The 17,322-nt window shown below is 64.3% G+C and carries 17 protein-coding genes and 1 tRNA gene; 6 read left to right on the top strand and 12 right to left on the bottom strand.

What is annotated here, in order from left to right:
* Nucleotides 1–13: 13 nt before the first annotated feature.
* Nucleotides 14–817 (bottom strand): SDR family NAD(P)-dependent oxidoreductase, encoded by an 804-nt coding sequence (locus HAP47_RS01270; RefSeq protein ID WP_173639777.1) that lies wholly within the window; start codon nucleotides 815–817, stop codon nucleotides 14–16.
* Between the two features lie 423 nt (nucleotides 818–1,240).
* Between HAP47_RS01270 and HAP47_RS01265 the strand changes: the two genes are divergently transcribed.
* Nucleotides 1,241–1,879: a TetR/AcrR family transcriptional regulator gene (locus HAP47_RS01265; protein WP_173639778.1), complete on the top strand. Its 639-nt coding sequence runs from the start codon at nucleotides 1,241–1,243 to the stop codon at nucleotides 1,877–1,879.
* Nucleotides 1,880–2,063: 184 nt separating this feature from the next.
* Here the strand turns inward: HAP47_RS01265 and ptsN are convergent, their stop codons facing one another.
* From ptsN to HAP47_RS01230, 7 genes are all read right to left on the bottom strand, one after another.
* A complete protein-coding gene (ptsN, locus tag HAP47_RS01260; RefSeq protein WP_016843543.1) occupies nucleotides 2,064–2,525 on the bottom strand; it encodes a PTS IIA-like nitrogen regulatory protein PtsN in 462 nt (153 codons plus the stop codon).
* 231 nt (nucleotides 2,526–2,756) lie between these two features.
* Nucleotides 2,757–3,356: a ribosome hibernation-promoting factor, HPF/YfiA family gene (gene hpf / locus HAP47_RS01255; protein ID WP_173639779.1), complete on the bottom strand. Its 600-nt coding sequence runs from the start codon at nucleotides 3,354–3,356 to the stop codon at nucleotides 2,757–2,759.
* 185 nt (nucleotides 3,357–3,541) lie between these two features.
* The gene (gene rpoN, locus HAP47_RS01250; RefSeq protein ID WP_173639780.1) at nucleotides 3,542–5,197 is read right to left on the bottom strand and encodes an RNA polymerase factor sigma-54; all 1,656 of its coding nucleotides are present in this window, start codon (nucleotides 5,195–5,197) and stop codon (nucleotides 3,542–3,544) included.
* A gap of 90 nt (nucleotides 5,198–5,287) precedes the next feature.
* The gene (lptB, locus tag HAP47_RS01245) at nucleotides 5,288–6,271 is read right to left on the bottom strand and encodes an LPS export ABC transporter ATP-binding protein (RefSeq protein ID WP_173639781.1); all 984 of its coding nucleotides are present in this window, start codon (nucleotides 6,269–6,271) and stop codon (nucleotides 5,288–5,290) included.
* A 358-nt stretch (nucleotides 6,272–6,629) separates the two neighbouring features.
* Nucleotides 6,630–7,370, bottom strand: a complete 741-nt coding sequence (locus HAP47_RS01240) for an LptA/OstA family protein (RefSeq protein WP_371821726.1) — start codon at nucleotides 7,368–7,370, stop codon at nucleotides 6,630–6,632.
* On the bottom strand, nucleotides 7,367–8,104 hold the full coding sequence (gene lptC, locus HAP47_RS01235; RefSeq protein WP_173639783.1) for an LPS export ABC transporter periplasmic protein LptC: 738 nt from the start codon (nucleotides 8,102–8,104) through the stop codon (nucleotides 7,367–7,369). Before lptC ends, HAP47_RS01240 begins: the two co-directional genes overlap by 4 nt.
* A gap of 182 nt (nucleotides 8,105–8,286) precedes the next feature.
* Nucleotides 8,287–8,901 (bottom strand): ribonuclease H-like domain-containing protein, encoded by a 615-nt coding sequence (locus HAP47_RS01230; protein WP_173639784.1) that lies wholly within the window; start codon nucleotides 8,899–8,901, stop codon nucleotides 8,287–8,289.
* A gap of 363 nt (nucleotides 8,902–9,264) precedes the next feature.
* Between HAP47_RS01230 and HAP47_RS01225 the strand changes: the two genes are divergently transcribed.
* Nucleotides 9,265–10,530 carry an MFS transporter gene (locus HAP47_RS01225; protein WP_173639785.1) on the top strand — a complete coding sequence of 422 codons (1,266 nt, stop codon included), beginning with the start codon at nucleotides 9,265–9,267 and terminating at the stop codon, nucleotides 10,528–10,530.
* A 253-nt stretch (nucleotides 10,531–10,783) separates the two neighbouring features.
* On the opposite strand, the gene HAP47_RS01220 is transcribed toward HAP47_RS01225, so the two are convergent.
* Nucleotides 10,784–10,870, bottom strand: a tRNA-Leu gene (locus HAP47_RS01220).
* A 148-nt stretch (nucleotides 10,871–11,018) separates the two neighbouring features.
* On the opposite strand from HAP47_RS01220, the gene HAP47_RS01215 reads away from it, so the two are divergent.
* On the top strand, nucleotides 11,019–11,987 hold the full coding sequence (locus tag HAP47_RS01215; protein ID WP_173639786.1) for a complex I NDUFA9 subunit family protein: 969 nt from the start codon (nucleotides 11,019–11,021) through the stop codon (nucleotides 11,985–11,987).
* 34 nt (nucleotides 11,988–12,021) lie between these two features.
* Here HAP47_RS01215 and HAP47_RS01210 read toward each other — a convergent pair whose 3' ends face one another.
* Complete coding sequence (locus HAP47_RS01210) at nucleotides 12,022–12,828, bottom strand: undecaprenyl-diphosphate phosphatase (protein WP_173639787.1); 807 nt, start codon at nucleotides 12,826–12,828, stop codon at nucleotides 12,022–12,024.
* A gap of 263 nt (nucleotides 12,829–13,091) precedes the next feature.
* Between HAP47_RS01210 and HAP47_RS01205 the strand changes: the two genes are divergently transcribed.
* The 3 genes from HAP47_RS01205 to HAP47_RS01195 are packed head-to-tail and all read left to right on the top strand — an operon-like array spanning nucleotide 13,092 to nucleotide 15,755.
* Complete coding sequence (locus HAP47_RS01205; protein ID WP_173639788.1) at nucleotides 13,092–13,784, top strand: glutathione S-transferase family protein; 693 nt, start codon at nucleotides 13,092–13,094, stop codon at nucleotides 13,782–13,784.
* Complete coding sequence (queG, locus tag HAP47_RS01200) at nucleotides 13,733–14,923, top strand: tRNA epoxyqueuosine(34) reductase QueG (protein ID WP_173639789.1); 1,191 nt, start codon at nucleotides 13,733–13,735, stop codon at nucleotides 14,921–14,923. Before HAP47_RS01205 ends, queG begins: the two co-directional genes overlap by 52 nt.
* 34 nt (nucleotides 14,924–14,957) lie before the next feature.
* Complete coding sequence (locus HAP47_RS01195) at nucleotides 14,958–15,755, top strand: acyl-CoA thioesterase domain-containing protein (protein ID WP_173639790.1); 798 nt, start codon at nucleotides 14,958–14,960, stop codon at nucleotides 15,753–15,755.
* A 122-nt stretch (nucleotides 15,756–15,877) separates the two neighbouring features.
* Here the strand turns inward: HAP47_RS01195 and HAP47_RS01190 are convergent, their stop codons facing one another.
* Together HAP47_RS01190 and HAP47_RS01185 are read right to left on the bottom strand one after the other, a co-directional pair.
* The gene (locus tag HAP47_RS01190; protein WP_173639791.1) at nucleotides 15,878–16,345 is read right to left on the bottom strand and encodes a nuclear transport factor 2 family protein; all 468 of its coding nucleotides are present in this window, start codon (nucleotides 16,343–16,345) and stop codon (nucleotides 15,878–15,880) included.
* Nucleotides 16,346–16,404: 59 nt separating this feature from the next.
* Nucleotides 16,405–17,205 (bottom strand): alpha/beta hydrolase, encoded by an 801-nt coding sequence (locus HAP47_RS01185; protein ID WP_173639792.1) that lies wholly within the window; start codon nucleotides 17,203–17,205, stop codon nucleotides 16,405–16,407.
* Nucleotides 17,206–17,322 lie beyond the last annotated feature (117 nt).

Below are 17,322 nucleotides of genomic sequence, written 5' to 3'. Positions count from 1 at the left end.
GTCGGCTTTGTTGCTACATGCCCATGCCGCCATCGACCGGCAGGCCGATGCCGGTGATGAAGCGGGCCTCGTTCGAGCACAGGAACACCGCGGCGTCGGCGATGTCGGAGACCTCGGCGAGCTTGCCGAGCGGCGTCTGCTCCACCACCGAGCCGACGGCGGCGTTGACGTCGGGCGCGAGACCGATCTTCACGATGTCATTGGCGAGCTGCAGACCCATGTCGGTCGGGATCAGGCCGGGATAGATGCAGTTCACCCGCACCCCGTAGCCGAGCTTGCCGGCTTCCATCGCACCGACCCGCGTCATGCGATCGACTGCGGATTTGGTGCCGGAGTAGACGGCGATGCTCGGAAAGGCGATCGTCGCCGCGACCGAGGCGATGTTGACGACGGCGCCGCCCTTGCCCGCGGCTCCGCCCGGCCGCATCGCGCGGAAGGCGTGCTTCATGCCGAGCACGGTGCCGACGATGTTGACGTCGCACATCCGGCGCGCGTCCTCGGCCTTGATCTCGGCGACCAGCGAGGTGATCTCGATGCCGGCATTGTTGATCAGGATGTCGTAGCCGCCCAGCGTTTCGACCGTCGCGGCGACGGCCCGTTCCCATTGCGTGTCGTCGGTAACATCGAGCTTGACGAAGCCGGTTTTGACACCGGCCTTGGCGATCTCGGCGGCGCTGGCCTTGCCGGCATCGTCGAGGATGTCGCCGATCATGACCGCGGCGCCGGACCGTGCCAGCGCCTGCGCGATTGCAGCGCCAATCCCCCGGGCGCCGCCGGTGACCAGGGCTTTCCGGCCTTCAAGGCTCTTCGCACTCATGACGTAGTCCTCCCTTTGCTTGATGATTTTGATCGGTGCCGCGGCCGTCGGCAGCACGGGCCGGCGGACGGCATAGTCTCAGCGCATTGGTGTTGATGGCGGCAGGCGTCGGCGGGGCGCAGCGTTGGCGCGCCCGGCGATGCATTTCCTCCTGATGTTGTTAGGTCAGCCGTCTTGACGGTTGTCCAAATTATTTCGCCAACCCTCGTCCAGGAACTTGACACTTGTCAAGCCTGAATTTGACAAGTGTCCAAGAGGATGATTGTGAAGAGATGGAGCGCGCCGCGGTCGTCGCGGTATAGTCGCTCAAGCATGATCCGGAAAAATGCGAAGCGGCTTTCCGAGAGGACCATGCGCAAACGTCGAGCTGAAGTGCGACGGCGGGTCGTCGCACTTCAGAGGGAAGAAGGAGGAAAGCACGGGATGGCGCGGCAAGCGACAGGAGCGGCCCAACGTGTGGCGGTGGCGGCCGAGACGCTGCGCGACGAGAAGTTCAACGCACGCCGCATCGAGCTTGCGGAAGCCGCGCTGGAAACGCTCGGCGAACTCGGCTTCGCGCGCACCAGCCTGCGCGAGATCGCGCAGAACTCCGCATTCACCCACGGCGTGTTTCACTACTACTTTAGCGACAAGCTCGATCTGATCTGCTGCTGCGTCCGTCACTACAAGGCGAAATGCGTGACGCGCTATGACGAGGTGGTGACGACGGCACGAAGCCGCGACGAATTGACCGAAGGTTTCCTCGCCAAGCTTGCGGCAACGCTTGAGAACGAAGCGCGCATGCATCGGCTCTGGTACGATCTGCGCTCGCAGGCGATGTTCGAGCCCGCGTTTCGCAAGGATGTGCTCGAGATCGACAAGAGCCTGGAAGCGATGATCTGGCGGATCGCCGCGCGCTACGCCGAGTTGGGCAACAGGAAGCCGGCATCGTCTCCGGCCGCGCTCTACGCGCTGTTCGACGGCCTGTTCCAGAGCGCGCTGCTCAGGCACCTCGCCAGCGACGAGAAGGCGATCCCCGATCTGCTCGACGAAGTCCGCCGCCTGCTGCCGACGATCTGCTGATAGAGTTGCGAACGAAGCGCAACGAAATTCGGGATCTGCGCGGCTTGCGAGATTTTCCCCGGATTGCGCTTCGCTTCATCGGGCTACGGCGATCGAAATGATCGCGCGGTGTCGCGCGCCATCGCGTGACGAACGAACTATGTCTTGATGACAGTTGCGCGAACGAATTCGCGAATGCGGATGATTAGGCCGCGCTCGCCGGGGGCAGCGCGAGCACCGAGTAGATCGCCTGCGCGTCGCGCGAGGCACGCAGCTTCTTGGCGACGTCCTGGTCGCGCAGCAGGCGGGCGATGCGCGCCAGCGCCTTGAGGTGATCGGCGCCGGCGCCTTCCGGCGCGAGCAGCAGGAAGATCAGATCGACCGGCTGGCCGTCCATCGCCTCGAAATCGATCGGGCGCTCGAGGCGGGCGAAGAAGCCGAACAGCTTCTCCAGCTTGGGAAGCTTGCCGTGCGGAATGGCGACGCCATAGCCGACCGCCGTGGTGCCGAGCTTCTCGCGCTGCAGCAGCACCTCGAAGATCGCGCGTTCGTTCTGCCCGGTCAAAGCCGAAGCGCGCGCGGCGAGTTCCTGCAGCGCCTGCTTCTTGCTGATGACTTTCAAAGCCGGGAGTATCGCCTCGGGTGCGACCAAATCGGTAATCGGCATTGGGACGTTCCGAGGTGAATGAACCGTCAGGTTGCGAAATAGGCTTTACAGCGGCGGCGTCAAGAAGTTGAGGTGGGATGCGGGCTTAGCCCGGGTCCAGCTGGCAGGGCTTCTACTCCAACGTATCGGCGGTGCCAACACCTGCGAACCCTGTTCCGCCCCCTTATTGCTGGAGGCGGCGGACCATAAGCAGGGCTGGCTTCGGACGTCAATGCCATGGGCCAACTATCCTCAGGGGCTCACCGCCGGCGGATCGACCCAGCCGACATTGCCGTCCGTACGGCGGTATATGATGTTCAACCGGCCACTGCCGCCATGCTGGAATACCAGGCAGGAGGCGCCGGACAGATCGAGCTCCATGACGGCTTCGCTGACCGACAGCCGCTTCAGCGCGGTGGTTGCCTCGGCAATGATCACCGGGCTGTATTCGGTGACCTCGTCCTCGTTCTCGGGCGCCTCGATGACGTAGCTCGGCGCGTCGAGCCCGACGCCGTTCAATTCGGCAAACGCAGCGTTCGCAGTGTAGGTCTTGCGGGCCGAGCGGTCCTTGAGCCGGCTCTTGTAGCGACGCAGGCGCTTCTCGATCATCAGGAGCGCGGCGTCCGCGCTGGCATAGGCGTCGGCGGCATTGGATTCGGCTTCCAGCGTGATGCCGGAATCCAGATGAAGCGAGCAGTCGGTTCGGAAGCCGAAGCCATCCTTGCTCAGCGTGATGTGACCGGAGTAGTTGCCATCAAAATACTTTCGCAGGACCTCGTCGGTGCGCTCGCTGACGCGCGCGCGAAGCGCCTCGCCGAGGCTGATGCTCTTTCCCGAGATTCGAAGGGTCATTTGATGCCTCAATTGCTGGATGCCTCGATCACTCTTGCACGAGCATGATGTTTGCTGGGCTTCCGGTCACCTCCCTTGCTGGACGACGCTTCGCCAGGAAAGATTGAGACTATCGCGATTTGAGGCGAACGCAACGAGCGCATGATCCTGTCCGTACTCGGACGGGGTCATGCTCTAGAAGTAACCTAAACGGGGGCTGTATCGCGCGAGCGGTCGGGCGAGGAGGCAGGAGCTGAAAGGGCATTACCAAGCATGCTCTGTTTGTCACGGCGGCGCTGCACCGAGGATGGTATCCGCATCGCCTCGCGGTACTTCGCGACGGTCCGACGGGCAATATCAATGCCCGAAGCGCGCAAACGTTCCACGATCGTGTCGTCGGACAGGATCGCCGACGCCGCCTCGCCGTCGATCAATTGCTTGATGTGGTGACGCACCGCTTCGGCCGAATGGGCCTCGCCGCCGTCGGCGGAGGCGATCGATGCGGTGAAAAAATACTTCAATTCAAAACTGCCGCGATTGGTCGCCATGTATTTGTTGGCGGTGACGCGCGACACCGTCGATTCATGCATCTGGATCGCATCCGCCACCGCCTTCAGATTAAGCGGCCTTAAGTGCGCGACGCCATAGGTGAAGAATCCGTCCTGCTGGCGGACGATTTCGGTTGCGACCTTCAGGATGGTGCGGGCGCGCTGATCGAGCGCGCGGACCAGCCAGGTCGCGTTCTGCAGGCAGTCGGTGAAGTACGACTTGTCACCGTCCTTGCGGATCGTCTTCGACAGCTCAGAGTAGTAGGTCTGGTTGACGAGGACGCGCGGCAGAGTGTCGCTGTTGAGCTCGACATGCCAGCCGCCGTCGGGGCCCGGACGCACATAGACGTCGGGCACCATGGTCTGCGTCCGCGCGGTGCCGAACTTCAGCCCCGGCTTCGGATCGAGCCGGCGGATCTCGGCGATCATGTCGGTGATGTCTTCGTCGTCGACGCCGCACAGCTTTCGCAAGGCCGCGATGTCGCGCTTGGCGAGCAGATCGAGATGCTCGACCAGCGCCTGCATCGCCGGATCGTAGCGATCGAGCTCGCGCAGCTGGATCGCCAGGCACTCGCTCAGGTTTCGCGCGCACACGCCCGGCGGATCGAACTTCTGCAGCACCGCGACGACCTCGTCGACCGCTTGCTGCGACGCACCGAGGCGCTCGGCGGCCTGACCGAGATCAGCCGGCAGGTAGCCGGCGTCGTCGACCAGGTCGATCAGATACTGCCCGATCATGCGCTGCGCCGGCGCCGAGAACGCCACCGCGAGCTGTTCGGCGAGATGGTCGGCGAGCGTCAGCTCGGCGGCCACGAAGGCCTCGAGATTGTATTCGTCGTCGCTGGAGGCGCCACCACCCCATTCGGTATAGACCGACGGGGGCGCGTCCTGCGCGGCGCGCGCGGCGGCTTCGGCCGGCTCCTCGGAGAACACGTTGTCGAGCCCGGTATCAAGCGTCTGCTCGATCTCGGCGCGAGTGCCGAGGTCGCGGTTCAGCCATTCCTCCTGGCCGGGCTCAAAGGCGGCCTCGCCGCCCGAGCCTGCGGTCATGTCGGACGCCTCGCCGTCGTCCCCGTAGCTGGAGGAACCGTCTGAGTCGCCGTAGTCTGGCCGCTCCATCGCCGGCTCGCCCGCCACCGGCGGTTCCGGCCCGTCGGCGGCCCGCTCGAGCAACGGGTTGCGCTCCAGCTCTTCCTCGACAAAGGCCGACAGATCCAGGTTCGACAGTTGCAGCAGCTTGATCGCCTGCATCAGCTGCGGCGTCATCACCAGCGACTGCGACTGGCGGAACTCTAGTCTTTGCGTCAGCGCCATGGAGGCAAGAACGATCCTGAAAGTTGGCTCGATTCTTGCTTAGCTTAGTCCGCGTAGGATGTACACGGCTTGACGGATGCAATTTTTGGGCTACAGGCGGAATTCCTCGCCAAGGTAAAGCCGGCGTACATCCGGATCGTTAACGATCTCCTCCGGGCTTCCCTCCGTCAAGATCTCACCTGCATAGACGATATAGGCGCGGTCGGTCAGGCCGAGCGTCTCGCGGACGTTGTGGTCGGTGATGAGCACGCCGATGCCGCGGTTGGTGAGATGGCGCACGAGGTCCTGGATGTCGCCGACCGCGATCGGGTCGATGCCGGCGAACGGCTCGTCGAGCAGCATGTAATTCGGACGCGTCGCCAGCGCGCGCGCAATTTCGACGCGGCGGCGCTCGCCGCCGGACAGCGCGATCGATGGACTCTTGCGCAGCCGCGTGATGTTGAACTCGTCGAGCAGCGAATCCAGCTCGTGCTCGCGCTTCTTCTTCGAAGGCTCGACGACCTCGAGCACGGCGCGGATGTTCTGCTCGACCGACAGGCCGCGGAAGATCGAGGCTTCCTGCGGCAGATAGCCGATGCCGAGCCGCGCGCGCTGATACATCGGCAGCTTGGTGACGTCGTGGCCATCGAGCTCGATCGCGCCGCGATCGGCCTTGATCAGGCCGGTGATCATGTAGAACACCGTGGTCTTGCCGGCACCGTTCGGCCCGAGCAGGCCGACCGCCTCGCCGCGGCGCACATAAATGCTGACGCCGCGCACGACCTGGCGGCTGCCAAAACTCTTTTCCACGCTATGCACAGCCAGATAGCCCGGCCGCTTGATGAGCTGCGGCGCAGAAGCGGCGTTCCTGGCGGGCCTCGCCCGCGCTGGGGCCGGCGCTGCCGCGGGTTGGGATCGCGGCAGCTCGACGGCGGGAACCGGGGCGGCGCGCGCCATCGGTGGCGCGTCGCGCACCGGTGACGTCAGCATCTCGCCGAACTGGTCGCCGAGCGCCGTGATGTCGTCATGCGCGCGCGCAAATCCGGAACTGCGTTTCGCAGGGCGCCGCCGGAACATGCCGAGAAAATCCACCATCCCCGCTTCGCTTCAGCCTTTCACGGTGATCCCGCGACCTTGCCTGCGCACCAATCGATTCGCGCGCCAAGGCGCCAGCATGCGCCGGAAAACTGGATACCGGCCTTCCTTCGCGACAAAAGCGGACGCGTCTGCGCGGAGATCATGCTCAAACAACACTGCAAGGCGCGATCACCCGCGCCTTGAATGAATGAATGCCCCTGTCCCGGCCAACATAACTCCCCCTCAAAGGCACATCGTCCGGCCGGGCCGCTGAAGTAGATACAGTCTCGCCCCGCGCGCTTCAACCTCGCGGTCGCAAAATATTATCTAACTTATTGATTCTACTTCACCTTACGTGCAGCTTGCTTTGTGAAGCCTATTTCGACTTGCTACCCGGAAGCAGTTGGAGCGGCGACGGGGCTGCAGGGGCCGCGCCGGGGGCAGCCGGCGTGCCGCAGCCGCCCTTGCCGTTCTGTCCGCCCTGCGACTGGATGAACAGGCCCTGCACCTTGCCGCTGTCGGATTCCACCCGCGAGACGCCGGTGGTCATGTCAACCAGCAGACGGTCGCCGCGCAGCACGTTCTGGCACTGGGTCAGCACCACCTGGCCGCCGCCACCGCCGAGCATGGTGATCAGGTTTGTCTTGGTGTCGAAGATCGCGGTCTCGCCGGTGACGACCTGATCCTTCTGGGTGACGACGACATTGCCCTTCGCCTCCAGGCGCTTGATCGAGGACGCGCCGCCGGGGCCGGGCGTTGCCGATTGTATCGGCGCAGCGCCCTTGGCCGCCCCGGCCTTGGTGCCGCCGGCGGCAGGCGCCGGCGTCTGGGTCGACTTATCCTCGTAGAACACGACCAGCACCTTCGAGGTCATGGTGGTGTCGCCCTGCACGACCTTCACATTGCCGGCGAAGGTCGCCTCCTTCTTCTTGTCGCGCATTTCGAGCGAGGCGGCCTCGATCTGGATCGGCTGGTCGCGGTTCTGCGAAAAGCCCTGCATGGCATTGGGAACGCCGCTCATCGAGCCCTGCGCGGACGCAGCGCCGGCTGCGAACAGCGTGAGCAGAAAGGCCGCAATTGCGATGCCGTGCGGAAAACGTCTCATCATCAAATTCATTTCGGGTTGGCGGATTTGCGCGGCTTCGGTGGCGGCGGAGGTGGCGCGGGCTCGGCGGGCGGGCTCGGATTGTTGTCGCCGAGCTTGTCCAGGTTCATCACGACATTGCCTTCGAACCGCACGAGCTCGCCGCTGTTGTAGATCCTGAGGCGGTCGGCGGTCAGCGTGCCTTCGAGCAGCTTGACGTCGACATGCTCGTCCGACGACATGTTGCCCTTGTTGATGTCGACAAAGGCCTGCGTCAGCTTGGCCTCATAGCCGGTGGACGACTGCAGGAAGATGTCCTGGCGCAGGTCGAGCAGCTGCTTCTTGTTGTCGAAGAAGCCGGTGCGTGCATCCATCGTCACCGTCGACCGATCCTGCTGAGCCACCTTGGCGCGGATCGTCTTCAGCTCGACATGATCGGGATCGGTGACGTCCTGGATCGCGGCCTTGGCCCACATCTCATAGGGCCGGCCGTCGGTCGAGAAGCCGGCGATATGCGGCGATTCCATCGTGATCTTGGTGCCGGACACCACGAGGTTGTCCATCTCAACCGGTAGCTTGGGGATCATCTCGCGCCATGGATTGTAGACCGAGACGAAGATGATCGAGGCCATCGACAGCCCGACCACCGCAGGCACCGCGATGCGCAGGATTCGCACCATGCGGCTGTGCCGCGCGGCGGCGGCAAAGCGCGCCTCGAGGCCCGTGACATAGGCTGGATTCTGGGCTGGATTCTGAACCGAATTCACCTGAGCTCCAGAGGCGCGGAATTGCCCCTATTCTAGCCGGAGCCGCCCCAATATGCAGCCCGGACCTCGCGTCGCGCCCCCCAAGCCGACTTCAAGGCGGACCACGCGTGAACAGTTTGGCCGAAACGGGGCGGAACCGGCCCGGCTGCGACGAATTCGGCGCCCATCATGAACGGGCGAAATCACGAATGGGCGAAGATGTCCTCGGCCTCCCAGCCGTCGAGATCGAGCCTGGCGCGGGCGGGAAGGAAATCAAAGCACGCCTTCGCGAGATCCGTGCGTCCCTCGCGCGCCAGCATGACATTGAGCTTGTCGCGCAACGCATGCAAATGCAGCACGTCGGACGCGGCATAGGCGAGCTGGGCCTCGCTCAGGCTTTGCGCACCCCAATCGCTCGACTGCTGCTGCTTCGACAATTCGACGTTCAGCACCTCGCGCACCAGATCCTTCAGGCCATGCCGGTCGGTATAGGTGCGCGACAGGCGCGAGGCGATCTTGGTGCAATAGACCGGCGCCGGCATCACGCCGAACGTGTTGTAGAGCACCGCGACGTCGAACCGCGCGAAATGGAAGATCTTGGTGATCGCAGGATTCGCGAGCAGCGCCTTCAGGTTCGGCGCATCGGTGTGCCCCTTCGGAATCTGGATCACGTCGGCGGTACCGTCGCCGTTCGACATCTGCACCACGCAAAGCCGGTCACGGTGCGGATGCAGTCCCATGGTCTCGGTGTCGATTGCCACGGAATCGGTGTAGCGGGACAGATCAGGCAGGTCGCCGCGATGCAGGCGGATGGTCATGAAAAACGGCCTCGGGTCTTGGATCGATTCGACGGGCGACACTAGCGCTCAAACGCCCGGGATGCGAGCGGATAGGAGGTCTCGGGTCCCTCAGCCAGGGGTTTCCGCCCAGCTTTGCCATATCCCGACACGGCGACCCAATCGCGCGACTGCTGTTGCATTTGGATCACGCTGCAATTCAAACGATCAGAGGTGGGATGATCGGAGGCGGCACAATTCCCATATGGAAGCATGGGAAATTTCGCGGCCCTCGATCACGCTTCCGCGCATTTTTTTGCATTTCGGCGCCGATGAAATCCGCGAACGGGGCCCCTATCTGTGCCCAGCCGCTCGCAGCTCAACTCATCATCACGAATGAACCTCATGTCGGAACAGACCATCGCCGCGCCGATCGACGAGCCGCAGGAACGCGGCTTTTCACGCTATCAATCGTTCCTGATCGCGCTGCTTGCGTTCACGCAGTTCACCCTGATCCTCGACTTCATCATCATGTCGCCGCTCGGCGCCATCCTGATGCCGTCGCTCAACATCACGGCCGGCCAGTTCGGCGTCGCGGTCTCGGCCTATGCGTTCGCGGCGGGCATTTCCGGCATCCTCGCTGCCGGCTTTGCCGATCGCTTCGACCGCAAGCGGCTGTTGCTGTTCTTCTATGTCGGCTTCACGTTCGGCACCGTGCTGTGCGCACTGGCGCAGAATTTCCATGTCCTGCTGCTCGGCCGCATAGTCACCGGCCTGTTCGGCGGCGTGATCGGCTCCGTCGTGCTCGCCATCGTCACCGACCTGTTTCCGCTGCATCTGCGCGGCAGGGTGATGGGCTTCATCCAGACCGCGTTCGCCGCGAGCCAGGTGCTCGGCGTGCCCGCCGGGCTTTTCCTCGCCAATCACTGGAATTGGCACATCTGCTTCGTGGCCATCGTCGGCCTGTCGATCGCGGCGATCGCCACCATCGCGCTGGTGATGGAGCCGGTCGACGGGCATCTCAAGCTGCAGCACGACCGCAACCCGTTCCAGCATTTGATCTCAACCGTCGCGCAGCCGCGCTACACGCTGGCCTTCCTGGTGACGACGCTGCTGGCGACCGGCGGCTTCATGCTGATGCCGTTCGGCAGCGCCTTCACCGTGCACAATCTCGGCATCGACATCGTCCATCTGCCGACGATCTATCTGGTCTCCGGCCTGTTCAGCATCCTGATGGGACCGCTGGTCGGCCGCGCCAGCGATGCGTTCGGCAAATATCCGACCTTCGTCTTCGGCTGCGTGGTGTCGGCCATCATGGTGCTGATCTACACCCATCTCGGCCACGTCTCGCTGCTGACCGCGATCATCGTCAATGTACTGATGTTTGTCGGCATCTTCTCGCGCATGATCCCGTCGCAGGCGCTGATGTCGGCGATCCCGGATGCGAGCCAGCGCGGATCGTTCAGCGCGATCAGCGCGTCGGTGCAGCAATTGTCGGGCGGGCTCGGCTCGGTGGCTGCAGCCGCGATCGTCGCCGAGAATGCGGACGGCTCGCTGCTGCATTTCGACCGGATAGGATACGTCGTTGTGGCGAGCTCGATGATCTCGCTGATCGCAATGTATTTTGTGCAGCGGCCGATCGCAAAGCGCGCAGGGCGGCGGGTGGTGTGACGGGCGGTCGCGGATCCGGAGGTATGGCGGCGAGCTTGAATCGGCCAGCGCCGACCAATTGGTGGCGCGGGCTGGCCGTCTCGTCCGATTGGTCTTGCCGATACTGGATTGATCTCGTTAGGCCGCGACGCAACGATCCGCCTACTTCTAAGATCAGTGCTGCTTGAATCCCAAACGCCCTTGTCGGTGGCGGGTTACGGCTTCGCCTAACCCGCCCCACGAACGTTAGCGATTTCAATCGCTTAAAAAGGGGTGGTGCCCAGGAAAGGACTCGAACCTTCACGGCCGTTAAGCCACTGGCACCTGAAGCCAGCGCGTCTACCAATTCCGCCACCTGGGCATGTGGAGCGGCTTAGTAAGGATCGGTTACGCGCTTGTCAAATTCGCGATCGGAAATTCAAATAGCCTGTACAGGATTGGGCTGATGGCGTATCGCGAGAGGCTCTAAATGCGCCCAATCGCTCTCGAATCCGGCAGGAATGGACCTCATGGCATCGAACCTGGAAACGCTCGTCACGGTCTTCGGCGGATCGGGTTTTCTGGGACGGAACGTGGTCCGGGCGCTCTGCAAGCGCGATTATCGCGTGCGAGTCGCGGTGCGGCGGCCTGAACTGGCCGGCCATCTGCAGCCGCTCGGCCGCGTCGGCCAGATTCATGCGGTCCAGGCCAATGTGCGCTACCCGGCCTCGGTCGAGGCGGCGATGCGTGATTCGCATATCGCCATCAACCTGGTCGGCATCCTGGCCGAGGGCGGCGGGCAGAGCTTCGACGCCGTGCAGGTGAAGGGCGCCGAGACCATCGCCAAGGCGGCGGCCACAGCCGGCGCCCGGATGGTCCATGTCTCGGCGATCGGCGCCGATAAGGATTCGCTGTCGGGTTATTACCGCGCCAAGGCGGAAGGCGAGCAGGCGGTGCAGGCCGCCCTGCCGCAAGCCACCATCATGCGGCCGTCGCTGCTGTTCGGGCCCGAGGATCAGTTCACCAACCGCTTCGCGGCGCTGGCGCGGATGTCGCCGGTGCTGCCGCTGGTCGGCGGTGGCGTCAACAGGCTGCAGCCGGCCTATGTCGCCGACGTCGCGGACGCCGTGGCCGATGCCGTCGACGGCAAGGCGAAGCCAGGCGCGACCTACGAGCTCGGCGGCCCGGAAGTGCTGACTATGCGCGAGGTGATGCAGATCATCCTTCAGATCACCCAGCGCGACCGCATGCTGGCGCCGCTGCCGTTCGGCCTCGCCAAGCTGCAGTCGTTTGTCCTGCAGTTCGCGCCGGGGCCGTTCACGCTGACCCCGGACCAGGTCGCGATGCTGCGCACGGACAATGTGGTGTCCGACGCCGCCAAGGCCGCCGGTCTCACCTTCGCGGGCCTCGGCATCACGCCCGATTCGATGGAAGCGATCGCCCCGCAATATCTCTGGCGCTTCCGCGCGACGGGGCAGTTCCAGAAGAAGAGCGCGTAAGCACTCTCCGCCCTTCGTCCCGGCGAGCTAGGCCTTACCTTCCCATCGCCAACGCGATCAGGCCGAGCGTGCCGACGATCACGCGCCACCAGGCGAAGAACGTGAAGCCGTGGCGGGTGACGTAGTTGAGGAACGTCTTCACCACGACCATTGCAACGATGAAGGAGACCACGAAGCCGACCGCGATGACGCTGAGATTGTCCGACGAGAAGTCGGCGCGGTTCTTGTAGAAATCATAGGCGAACGCGCCGATCATGGTCGGGATCGCGAGGAAGAACGAGAACTCCGCCGCCGAGCGCTTGTCGGCGCCGAGCAGCATCGCAGCCACGATGCTGGCGCCGGAGCGCGACACGCCGGGGATCATCGCCAGGCACTGCGCGACGCCGATCCAGAAATACATCAACAGCGGGAACCGGGTCGCGTCGTCCTCGTACACTTTGAGATCGAGCTGATCGACCCAGAGCAGGACGGCGCCGCCGACGATCAGCGTGAAGCAGACCACCCACGGATTGAACAGGAATTCCTTGATGTATTTGCCGGCGATCAGGCCGATCACGACGGCGGGCAGGAACGCCACCAGCACGCCGATGACGAAGCGGCGGTCGTCGGGATTGGAGAACATGCCGAGCGCGACGCGCCACAATCTGGTGAAGTAGAGCACGAGGATCGCAAGGATCGCACCGAGCTGAATCAGGATCGTGAAACTCTTCCAGAAATTGCCTTCGCCGAGATTGAAGAAGCGTTCCGCGAGCAGCAGGTGGCCTGTCGAAGAAACCGGCAGGAACTCCGTGACGCCCTCGACGATGCCGAGAATCACCGCCCGCAGCATATCCGTCATCATGATCTGATCTGCCCTGTGTGGAAAACCGAATTCTTCTCGCTTATTCGCACATAGGCCGCAATCGCAAAGAATCGTCAAACAATGGGTTACCCGGCCGATTTGCTGGGCTATAGCGTTTTTGTGACCCGCACCATCTGCGGGGGTGGCTACCGGTTTGCGTGCCGACGCGACATAGAGACGAGCGGAACTGGTCTGGCCAATTCACAGGTTCAGGTCACACAGGTTGATGGTTTCTTAAGCGCCACGACACTACCAAGGGCTTCATGTATACGCTGTATCACCATCCGTTCTGTCCGCATTCGCGCTTCATTCGCCTCGTGCTCGGCGAGTATGGCCTCGATCTGCGCCTGGTGGAGGAACGGGTCTGGGAGCGGCGCGAGGCGTACCTCGCGCTCAATCCGGCGGCCAACACGCCGGTGCTGATCGCCGAGGGTTTTCCGCCGATCCCGGGGGCGCCTGTGATCGCCGAATATGTCGACGAGACGCATGGCCTCGATGCCGGCGAACGGCGGCTGTTGCCGACCTCGACGGCCGAGCGCGTCGAGGTGCGCCGGCTGATGGCGTGGTTCAACGAGAAATTCTTCGAAGAAGCCTCCAACCCGCTGGTGACCGAGCGGATTTACAAGCGCTTCATGAGCGAGGACAATGGCGGCGGCCCGCCGGCGCCCGACATCATGCGCGCCGCCAAGGTCAATGTGCGCTATCATCTGAACTATATCGGCTGGCTGGCGAAGACGCGGAACTATCTCGCCGGCGACCGCCTCACCTACGCGGATCTCGCCGCCGCGGCGCACCTCTCGGCGATCGACTATCTGGGCGACGTGCCATGGAGCGAGGACGACGCGGCAAAGTCGTGGTACGCGCGGGTGAAATCCCGCCCGTCGTTCCGCCCGCTGCTCAGCGAATGGCTGGCGGGGGTGCCGGCATCGCGCACCTATGTGGACCTCGACTTCTGAACCGGGCGGTCAGGCTCTCTCCGTCCGATCTCAAGGAAGCGCTTGGGCGCGAGGCGCGCGCGCTCGGATTCGATGCCATCGGCTTCACGACGCCTGATGCGACGCGCGAGGCCGGAAGATATTTCTTGGAATTCCTCGGCTCCGGCGGCCATGGCGAGATGGACTGGCTCGCGGCCAATCCGGAGCGGCGCACGGATCCACGCGTGCTATGGGGTGGCGTGCGCTCGATCATCATGCTCGGCGTCAATTACGGGCCCGACGACAATCCGCTCAACATTCTCGCGCGCCGATCGCAGGGCGCGATCTCGGTCTATGCGCAGGGCGACGACTATCACGACGTGCTCAAGAAGCGGCTGAAGATTCTGGCGCGCTGGCTCGCCGCCATGACCGGCGACGAGGTGAAGGTGTTCGTCGACACCGCCGCTGTGATGGAGAAGCCGCTGGCGCAGGCCGCGGGCATCGGCTGGCAGGGCAAGCACACCAATCTGGTGTCGCGCAAGTTCGGCTCGTGGCTGTTTCTCGGCGCGATCTATTCCGCGACCGAACTGCCGCGTGATGAGGGCGAAGCCGATCATTGCGGCAGCTGCCGCGCCTGCCAGGACATCTGCCCGACCGCGGCGTTTCCCGCACCCTACAAGCTCGATGCGCGGCGCTGCATCTCGTATCTGACGATCGAGAACAAGGGCCCGATCCCGCACGAATTCCGCAAGGCCATCGGCAACCGCATCTATGGCTGCGACGATTGCCTCGCGGTGTGTCCGTGGAACAAGTTCGCGATGGCGGGACGCGAGCAGAAGCTCGCCGCCCGCGATACGTTGCGGGCGCCCACGCTCGCCGATCTTGCGCGGCTCGACGATGCCGCGTTTCGCGCGCTGTTCACGAAATCGCCGGTCAAGCGCATCGGCCGCGATCGCTTCATCCGCAATGTGCTGATCGCGATCGGCAACTCCGGCGATGCAGGTCTCGCCGGCGAGGCGCGACGGCTGCTCGACGATGCGAGCCCGCTGGTGCGCGGCGCGGCGGTGTGGGCGTTGTCACAACTGATGCCGCGCGACGCGTTCGCGGCGCTGGCGTCACGGGCCGGTGACGAGCCTGATATCACCGTGCAGCAGGAGTGGCGCGCGGCAGCCGCCTCTTGATTTCATCGCGCCGTTCCCGTCATGGTCGACAACCATGACAAACCCGCCCTTCTTCACCAGGCATGGCGACGGCTTCATGCCGACGTCAGTTGCGAACGGACCGTGGAGCCCGGAATCGATGCACGGCCGCGTCGTGATCGGCCTGCTCGGCTTCGTTATCGAGGAGCGCCACGGCTCCGACGATTTCGTCCCGGCACGGCTCACGGTCGACATGTTCCGGCTGCCCAACATCACGACGCCGGTCGAGGTGACGACGAAGCTCTTGCGCGATGGGCTCCGCATCAAGGTGATCGAGGCCGAGTTCGTCTCCGGCGGCACCAGCATGGCGCGCGCCTCCTGCCAATTGTTGCGCAGGACGGAAAATGCGCCCGGCAATGTGTGGTCGCCCCCGAACTGGAAGGTGCCGGCGCCGCAGGAGATCCCGAAGCCGGCCGATCCGAGGCTCGGCATGAACGGCAAGTGGGAGACGCGGCCGATCATCGGCCACATGGGCTCGCTCGGCGAGCGAAGGCTCTGGATGAGCGAAGTCCGCGAGCTCGTCGCAGGCGTGAAGATGACGCCGTTCGTCCATGTCGCGACCGGCGCGGATTTCGCCAGCCCCTTCGCCAATGCCGGCGACCAGGGCCTCGGCTACATCAACAGCGACGTCACGATCTATCTGCACCGTTTGCCGGTGAGCAACTGGATCGGCTTCGAGGTCGTCAACCATCACGCCACCGACGGCGTCGCGATCGGCGAATGCTGGCTCTATGACGAGAAGGGCCCGATCGGCACGTCCACCGTGGCGGCGCTCGCCCAGCGCAAGCCGATGAGCAACCCACCGCCGCCGTGACCGTCATTCCGGGGCATCGCGCAGCGATGAGCCCGGAATCCGTTTCTCCGTCAGCGCATGCGGCCTGATGGATTCCGGGCTCGCGCTAACGCGCGCGCCCCGGAATGACGGCGGAGAATGATTCACGCCAAATGCCGCTGCATCTCCGGCCGCGCCCTGAGCGCTGTGCCCTGCTTGCGGACGATCTTGGCGATCCGCTCCGGCGCGAAGTTCAGATCGACGAATGCCGGCGCGGTGTTGGCGACCTCGTGGTACTCCGTGATCTTGCCGACGCGTAGCCGCATGATCGCGACGCCCTCGAACATCGCACGCGCGCCCTTGGCTTCCGGCAAAGTCGAGCGGTAGCTGAACGTGTAGCGCGCATAGAGCGTCGTGCCGTCGCTGACCGGATCATGCATGACCCAGCGGAAATCGGCCGCGGTCCGGTAGAACCAGTCGTCGATCATCTCGGCGATTTTGGCGCGGCCCTCGAACGCGCCGTAGAACACATCGTGGTAGACGCCATCCTCGGTGAAGAGGTTTGCGAAGGCCTTGCCGTCGCGCTGTTCGACCGCGTCGCAGAACGCGCGCAGCATCGTCGTCGTGTCCATTTGGCGTTTCTCCCCGGTGTGTGGCCCATGCTTCGAGGCTCGCAAGGGCGGCGGCGTGCTCAGATCTCCGCCACCGCGGCGATGATCCGCGCGATGTCCTGCGGACGCGACAGCCGGTGGTCGCCGTCCTGGATCATGGTCAGCACCACGTCCTCGGCCGGCAGCCGATGCACCAGCGCGAACGCATGCTTCCACGGCACGTCGGGATCCTGCGCGCCCTGCAGGATGCGCACCGGGCAGCCGACGTCGATCTTGCTGCCGAGCAGCAAGTGGTTGCGGCCCTCCTCGATCAGATTGCGGGTGATCGGATAGGCAGAGCCGTCGCCATATTCGGATGGCCTGAGCCAGACGCCGTTGGTCTCGATCTCGGCGCGGATCTCGGGCGAGAAGCCCTTCCACATCAGCTCTTCGGTGAAGTCGGGCGCCGGTGCGATCAGCACGAGTCCGGCGAGTTCGGCTTTGCCGCCGCCGTCATTGCCACGTCTGGCGATTTCGCGCGCCAGCAGCAGCGCCATCCAGCCGCCCATCGACGAGCCGATCACGACCTGCGGCCCGCGGCAGAACTGCGAGAAGACAGCGACGCTCTCCTCGAGCCAGCGGCCGATCGTGCCCTCGGCGAAGTCGCCGCCGGACTCGCCGTGGCCGGAATAGTCGAACCTGACGCAGCTGCGGCCATGCTCGCCGGCCCACGCATCGAGCGCGATCGCCTTGGTGCCGCTCATGTCGGACTTGAAGCCGCCGAGCCAGAACAGGCCGGGATTGCTGCCAGCCCGGGCGCGCACCGCGATCCGGCGCGCCGAACTGCCCTCGCCGACCTCGATGAAGGCGGGTTCCTGCTCGGATGCGGCGGTTTGGCTCATGGTTTGGTCACTCGCGTGTCAGAGATCCGCTTTTCAAGCGTCGCGCGGCGGCGGTCAACGGCATCAGGCCCGCCTTGCAGAGCAGGCGCGCCCGCTATATGTGCCCAGCGTGGCCAA

The organism is Bradyrhizobium sp. 41S5 (assembly GCF_011516665.3).
Lineage (GTDB): Bacteria > Pseudomonadota > Alphaproteobacteria > Rhizobiales > Xanthobacteraceae > Bradyrhizobium > Bradyrhizobium quebecense.
Note: the sequence above shows the minus strand (reverse complement) of the source record. Positions and strands in the feature narration are given on the sequence as shown.